The following is a 5953-nucleotide window of genomic DNA, read 5'->3' as shown; positions in this document are numbered from 1 at the left end:
CAAAACCTGATTGCAATATCTGCCTGATACAACGCGTTGGCTGAATTTACGACTGCTGCGCAGCCGGACGCAGGCTTCGCCAGCTGCTACATGTCAGGTGGCGATTTCGAGGCCGCATTTTTTGAACTCCCCAATCCCCTCCGGCGTCTAGCAAACAGGTGGGCGTCGTCCGGCCGCTCATGTTTTTCGTCTGGAGTCCCGCCATGAACCTCACATCCGCTCACCTCAACTACTTGCACGACACCCTGTTCGGACCCATCGCCAAAAGCCTCGACTGCCAGCTGGTCATCACCCCCATCACGCCGGGCGCCTTTCAGGTCCGTGTGCTGCCGCCCTTCCCCGATGATCTGCACAAGGCGCATTCGATCACCATCACCCAACCCTCGAAGCAGACACTGACCGGCACCGTGGTGCACACGCGCAACCTGGAGAACGGTGAGCTGGAACTGCAGATCGACGTTTGAAACACAGATCACAACCCAACAACGGAGCGTCGCGAATGATCGGAGTCATTGTCCCCGTGCACAACGAAGAACACCTTCTGGACCAGTGCATCGAATCCCTGCTGACCGCAGCGCTTCATCGGGATCTGGACAATGAAGAAGTCAAAATCCTGATCGTTCTGGACGATTGCACAGACACCTCCCTGCACATCGCCCAGTCCTACGGCGTGATGACCCTGACCTGCAGCCATCGCAACGTCGGAAAATCCCGGGCCCACGGCGCCGCGCATCTGCTGGACGTGGATGCGCGCTGGCTGGCGTTCACCGATGCCGACACCGTGGTCCCCGATTCATGGCTGGCCGCGCAGATCAGATTCAATAGCGACGCCGTCTGCGGCCTGGTGGAAGTCCACGACTGGTCGGAGCACTCGCCACAAGTGCGTGAGCGCTACCACGCCCATTACCGCAATATCGATGGCCATCGGCATATCCATGGGGCGAACCTGGGCGTTTCCTCGGCGGCCTACCGCAAGGCAGGCGGCTTCCAGCCCTTGCCGGCCCATGAAGATGTGCAACTGATTGCCGATCTGGAGCGCAGCGGCGCCAACATCATGTGGACCGCGAGCAACCGCGTGACCACAAGCGCGCGCAAGGACTGCCGATGCCGGGAAGGTTTCGGCGATTACCTGAAATCGCTGGCCCTTTAGTCACTGCAGCGTTCGGCCAGATCGACCGTGACCTGGCGGCGACACCAGTATTCGAGCAGAAAATTCGTTTCCTCATGGCACAGGATCCGGTGCAGGCCCAAACCCTCGGCCAGCTTCTGGTGAACCTCACGGCCGTTCTGCGAACACCCTTCAATCGGATGCAGCCAGTGGCAGGCAAGCACGCCACCCTCAGAACTCAAGCTGCGAACCGTGTTTTCGATCACCCGCTGCCAGTCGGTTGAATCGAGGTAGTAGCCAAACTCACTCAGCACAATCAGATCGAAGCTACCCTCGGGCCAGTCTTCGGGTACGCGCCCCTGCTCCACTCGCACATGCGGAAAATGACTCACTCGCTGCCGAGCCAGATGCACGGCCTTATCGGTGATGTCCTGGCACAACACCCACTCACTGCGCTCGGCCAGCACAACACTGAACTCGCCATTGGCACAAGCTGGCTCGAAAACCCGTTGATAACGTTGACGCGCCAGACTGGCGAGCATCAAGTCACGCTTGCGCTTCTCGTACCAACGGGTGCGAAACGCCCAAGGATCGTCACTGTCGCTGAACAGTTGCTCGAAATAATCAGGCGATACGCTCACAGGAACACCAGTTCAAAAGGCTGCAGCAGACGCTCCAGGGTTTCGCGTTCCAGCACAGGCGGGCTTTGGCCGTCGCTGCAGGTTTGCGAGAGATGGGCATTGATTGCATGACGCTTCATGCGCAGCACCTCGGCACCGAGCATGAACTTGCGTGCTCGCGCCCATGGAATTCTCGGATCCTGCGGTGCAGCCCAATGCCAGGCCCAGACCGGCATTTCGATCAGGCACGCCTGGTGCCGTAGCGCCACGCGGGCCGCCGCCCTGCCCGTCGCCTCATGATCGCAATGCCCGTCGAACCGCCAGGTCGTAAGCACTCGATCTCCCGGCCGAATAACTTCCAGCAAGCGCTCGACCAGCAGGCCCTCGAACGCCGGAACACCGCTGTCGGGCAAACCCAGTCGCAACCACTCCACCGCACCGACCTCAAGCCTCAGACGACTCAACGCCCGAACGCTTTCCAGTGGCCGCTCCCGACGCAGTTGTGAAGCTGTCCACGTCAGCGACCCCGGATGACTGGCCTCGCCATCGGTCACCGCAATCATCAAGACATCTGCTTCACGGCCCGCCATTGCGGCCAATATGCCAGCGCAGGCGAGCACTTCATCGTCGGGATGAGGGGCAATCACCACCAGCCGGTGTCCCGGCGGCACCAGTTGTCGGTGGTCAATGACAGGCACTCCAGCCAGCACCTCACTGCCCTGCCAATCGGCCAGCGAAGTCCCGAGCCCCTGAATGAGATTTTCCGCCTGCGCGACGGCCTCGAGCGTCACAACATCCACCCATCGACTACTAGAGCAGCGACCAGCTTGCCCAGCTCCGCCAGATCCTTCTCGGCATGACTCTGGCGCACGAACACCGGCAGATCCGCCGCCAGCCTTGCAAAGTGACTGTTGCGACAAAAAGGCGTGGCGCCCAGCGCACGTCCGACGTGTTCGAGCACAGAATCGACGGCCACCTCGACCTGTGCCCGCAGTCGCCTGACCTGGACCTCCGGCGATTCCCGTGGATTGGCATCGATCCACGCCGCCGTTTCCCTCAACGAAGCAGCCGCAGCACACAGCGCCGTATCAACCGCCCCCAGATGCACTTCGGCATGGGCATCGTGATAAGGCTGAGCGCAATGCGCGCGCAGAAACCCCGCCAACTCGCACGCCGCGCCATACCAGCACGCGGCGATGCCACCGCCGCCCTGCCAGAACCCCGGTCGGTCCAGATACTCACCCGGCAACCCGACGCAACGACCGCGCGTACCTTCGAACCGCACATCGATGCTGGCCGTGCTGTTCATGCCAACTGCCTGCCAACCGTCAGCGATCAGGCTGATCGTGGGTTGATTCAATTGGACGGCAATCAACTGCGGTTGCAGCTGTTCATCCCAAGCGGTCACCAATGCCCAATCCAGTAACGGAGCCCCTGAACACCAGGCCTTGCGTCCCTCCAGATACACCTCATCGCCATGTCGAGCGGAAATTTTCACCCGTGCAAATGGCGGCTCGGCCGCCCAGGTTCCCCACGTGCCTATAGCGATCGGCCGCCCGGGCTCAAGCTCCGTCAGGATGGCCATCGCATCGGTATGACCCTCATACAACTTGGCCAGCGCCAGATCGCTCGCTGAAACCGCTGCCAACTTGCGCCAACGGCTCAGCGTCTGGCCCCGACCAGGCATCGGCAAACTGGTAAATCCGCCGCGCACGAACTCTTCCATGGTTTGTTGCAGCGCGTTATCCGGCGTCTGAGTCACGGGCCGTGAAGCGAACGTTCCCAGCAGGTTTTCGAAAATTGCCGATCTGCTCATGACCTGTCTCTTTGGCTTTGCCGACGCGTAAATGTCTTTCTGCTCAGTCCTTGAGTCAGGAAAAAATCAGCGAATGTTCAAAGATTTAACGCAGATGGGTGATGAGCGGTTGATTGAGGGGATGCGAATCAGAAACTCTGAATTATTCAGCGCCTGCGTTATCTCTATTTCGAGTGATGGTGACGTTGATATAAAAACAAAAAGGTGAACGATTTGCCCTATCTGGACTGGGTTCAATGGCCGGCAATGGTGGTCACGGTACTGGCCGCATGGCTGATCGGGTCTCAGCGCCCGGGCCGCAGAATGGCGGGGTTCGTCAGCTTTATCTTGAGCAATATTCTGTGGGTGGTTTGGGGCCTGCATGCACATGCCTATGCGCTGATTGTTCTGCAATTCTGCCTTTGTCTGATGAACCTTCGCGGGTTCAAGAAGAACTTCGAGCATCAGTGAGCAGTGCCTTCAGCGCCAGGGCATTTCCCAATGCCGCCCCGCTGGCGGTGTTGTCGAAGATGCACCAGATGGATTCGGCCTTTGTTTTTAGAAGTTGGTCTGCCAGAACTTGCAGATAAGGCGAGTCATAAGCGCTGAAGTAAATACGCGGTGAGCCATGCAGACGCCAATACTTCACCTCTGGCATGCCGCCAGGAATTGAATCAGTGCTGATGCACGAAGGGTCGACCGCTGCCTGGGCGATTCGATAGGTCCTCAACATTGACTCGGCATCAACCCATGACTCATGGCGCGGCTCCAGGACGACCGGTCCATTGAACCGTTGTCTGAGCGAGTCGAAGAATGGCTCTGCGATTGCTTCATCAAATGCCAACGAGGGAGGCAGTTGCACCAGCAGACTGCCCAGGCGATCTCCTAACCCGCAGCATTGATCCAGAAACGCATCCAATGCGGGCGAACAATCAGCCAAACGTTTTTCATGAGTGATCACCTTTGGAATCTTCACGCAAAAACGAAAGTCCTCAGGCACCGACTCGGCCCAGCGCTCGTAGGTTTTTCTTTGGTGCGGGCGATAGAAGGAGCTATTGATTTCAACGGCGTTGAATCTCGAGGCGTAGCGTTGCAGATGAGTGCCTTCGCTGGAAAACGCCGATGCATGTTCACGCGAGAGGCTCCAGCCTGCGCACCCGACAAAAATCACCGGCCGACTCAAAACAGAATCCTGCCCGCTTCCAGTAATCATCATGCCCCCGGATTCGTGACCTGGATGAAGACCGCCCATGTCCCTAGCGCAATCCAGAAAATCGCGAAGATCCAAGGCGTGCGCACCGAAAACAACAAGGCCTTCTTGTAGCCCTTGTGGGTGGACTCACGGGCGCTGAACAACGGCGATTCGTCATAGGCCAGCCCCATCATCGGCTCGCTACGCAACAGTTGGCTCTGTTTGAAATACCAGTGATCGATGATGTCGTACGAAGCCCGAATGCCAGGCCAGGCATTGAGGGAACTGAGTACTCCCAAGAGCGCGAGGAACGGCGGGACCACCAGCGTGAACGACTTGCCCCATTCAGGATTGAGGTTGGCCATGCACGAGGCGAAAGCGATGACCAGGAATGATTGGGCGGCCAGATAAGCGTCGGTGCGATTGGCGAGGATGCTGGTTTCGTAGTGAATTTCCTTGCGGTAGAAGTCCAGACGCTCCTTGGGCGTGCCGAACATCCGGGCGTTTTGTTCTTCGGTTTCTGCGGTGGGTGATGTGAGTATTCTTGGCAAAACGGGGCCTCCTGATTTGAGCTTTAGGTGGGCCGCAAATCGAGGCGTTCAAAGTTCTGGATGACTGGCACGGTAGCGTGGAGGCAACCGCTGTTGTGGCCGATCGTTCCCACGTTCCGCGTGGGAATGCAGCCAGTGACGCTCTGCGTCGCGACAATAGCCGGCTTTGCGCAGGCGTTGAAGAAGGAACGCGGAGCGTCCCCGGAGGCATTCCCACGCAGAGCGTGGGAACGATCAGAGTCGGGGGCAGGCGGCGTTATTGGCATTGCTTTTCAATAATTTGAATTTTCCCGAGCCCCACGACTCTTTCCCATAGAACTTAAGGAGAGACTCATGGCCCGCGCAGATATGTTCATCATCGAATACCAGCTTCATGGAAAGCCAAAGTCTTTCATCATTCGCGCGCCTGTCATGAACAATGTCCAGGCATGGCATTGGGCAAGTTGTGATGCGGGGGTAGCGCCGATTCCCAAGCCGGGGCGGCCGCCGTTGAAGGTGGTTTCGCGGCCGCAGGCGGAGAAGTACGGGATCACGGATGTGAAGTGGCGGGAGACGGCGACGTTGGAGTGGACGCAGACGACTTGATGTCTTGCTGAAAGAGTATGCCTGCGAGAACGGGCTCATCTGTGGCGAGGGGGCTTGCCCCCGTTGGGCTGCGAAGCGGCCCAAAAAGATGGGACTGCTACG

Annotated in this window: 9 protein-coding genes; 4 read left to right on the top strand and 5 right to left on the bottom strand. The window is 58.7% G+C overall.

Features of this window, described 5'->3' with window-relative positions; all coding sequences use genetic code 11:
• The first annotated feature begins 203 nt into the window (after positions 1-203).
• Together ACW9JE_RS27990 and ACW9JE_RS27985 are read left to right on the top strand one after the other, a co-directional pair.
• Positions 204-464, top strand: a complete 261-nt coding sequence (locus ACW9JE_RS27990; protein WP_457434602.1) for a hypothetical protein — start codon at positions 204-206, stop codon at positions 462-464.
• Positions 465-499: 35 nt separating this feature from the next.
• On the top strand, positions 500-1150 hold the full coding sequence (locus tag ACW9JE_RS27985; protein WP_457434601.1) for a glycosyltransferase: 651 nt from the start codon (positions 500-502) through the stop codon (positions 1148-1150).
• Here the strand turns inward: ACW9JE_RS27985 and ACW9JE_RS27980 are convergent.
• From ACW9JE_RS27980 to ACW9JE_RS27970, 3 genes are read right to left on the bottom strand one after another with little or no spacing between them, the layout of a single operon-like run.
• A complete protein-coding gene (locus ACW9JE_RS27980) occupies positions 1147-1749 on the bottom strand; it encodes a class I SAM-dependent methyltransferase (RefSeq protein ID WP_457434600.1) in 603 nt (200 codons plus the stop codon). The genes ACW9JE_RS27985 and ACW9JE_RS27980 overlap by 4 nt on opposite strands.
• Positions 1746-2519 (bottom strand): PIG-L deacetylase family protein, encoded by a 774-nt coding sequence (locus tag ACW9JE_RS27975; RefSeq protein ID WP_457434599.1) that lies wholly within the window; start codon positions 2517-2519, stop codon positions 1746-1748. Before ACW9JE_RS27975 ends, ACW9JE_RS27980 begins: the two co-directional genes overlap by 4 nt.
• On the bottom strand, positions 2516-3544 hold the full coding sequence (locus tag ACW9JE_RS27970; protein WP_457434598.1) for an acyl-CoA dehydrogenase: 1029 nt from the start codon (positions 3542-3544) through the stop codon (positions 2516-2518). The genes ACW9JE_RS27975 and ACW9JE_RS27970 overlap by 4 nt, the downstream gene beginning before the upstream one ends.
• A 213-nt stretch (positions 3545-3757) precedes the next feature.
• Between ACW9JE_RS27970 and ACW9JE_RS27965 the strand changes: the two genes are divergently transcribed.
• Positions 3758-3994 carry a hypothetical protein gene (locus tag ACW9JE_RS27965; protein ID WP_457434597.1) on the top strand — a complete coding sequence of 79 codons (237 nt, stop codon included), beginning with the start codon at positions 3758-3760 and terminating at the stop codon, positions 3992-3994.
• Here the strand turns inward: ACW9JE_RS27965 and ACW9JE_RS27960 are convergent.
• A complete protein-coding gene (locus ACW9JE_RS27960) occupies positions 3969-4739 on the bottom strand; it encodes a DUF72 domain-containing protein (RefSeq protein WP_457434596.1) in 771 nt (256 codons plus the stop codon). The genes ACW9JE_RS27965 and ACW9JE_RS27960 overlap by 26 nt on opposite strands.
• Positions 4736-5266, bottom strand: a complete 531-nt coding sequence (locus ACW9JE_RS27955; RefSeq protein ID WP_457434595.1) for a hypothetical protein — start codon at positions 5264-5266, stop codon at positions 4736-4738. The genes ACW9JE_RS27960 and ACW9JE_RS27955 overlap by 4 nt, the downstream gene beginning before the upstream one ends.
• Before the next feature lie 333 nt (positions 5267-5599).
• Between ACW9JE_RS27955 and ACW9JE_RS27950 the strand changes: the two genes are divergently transcribed.
• Positions 5600-5851 carry a DUF6555 family protein gene (locus tag ACW9JE_RS27950; protein ID WP_224533809.1) on the top strand — a complete coding sequence of 84 codons (252 nt, stop codon included), beginning with the start codon at positions 5600-5602 and terminating at the stop codon, positions 5849-5851.
• The last annotated feature ends 102 nt before the right edge of the window (positions 5852-5953 follow it).

It is taken from the genome of Pseudomonas sp. SDO55104_S430, from assembly GCF_054070595.1.
The sequence above is the reverse complement of the archived record's forward strand: the minus strand, read 5'-3'. Positions and strand labels throughout refer to the sequence as shown.